Genomic DNA, 279 nt, shown 5'->3' on the forward strand with positions numbered 1-279 from the left:
GCTCTTTATTGTTGTCGGGCATGGCTGGGTCTCATCAGATGTGCAGTCAGTCGGACTTAATGCGTGCGGGTCACTTTGCTCAAATGGCGCGGCTGATCCGGGTCCATGCCCCGCGCCACGGCCAGGCCTGCGGCCATCACGTAAAAGCTCTGGATCGCCAGAATCGGGTCGAGGGCCGGGTGTTCGGCGCGGGTCAAGGTCAGGTCGCGTTCGTTGACGTCATCTGGCGCGGCGAGCAAGACCCGGGCGCCGCGCTGGCGCATTTCCGCCGCCAGGCTC

General features: G+C 64.9%; 1 protein-coding gene. It reads right to left on the minus strand.

All coding sequences use genetic code 11. The features are described from left to right. Positions 1-56 precede the first annotated feature (56 nt). Positions 57-279, minus strand: a 223-nt coding sequence (locus tag AAEY83_RS14435; RefSeq protein WP_502945184.1) for a hypothetical protein, incomplete at its 5' end; no start/stop codon positions are given.

Source organism: Psychrobacter sp. TB20-MNA-CIBAN-0197, assembly GCF_040309765.1.
In the GTDB taxonomy this organism is placed as follows: Bacteria; Pseudomonadota; Gammaproteobacteria; order Pseudomonadales; family Moraxellaceae; genus Psychrobacter; species Psychrobacter submarinus.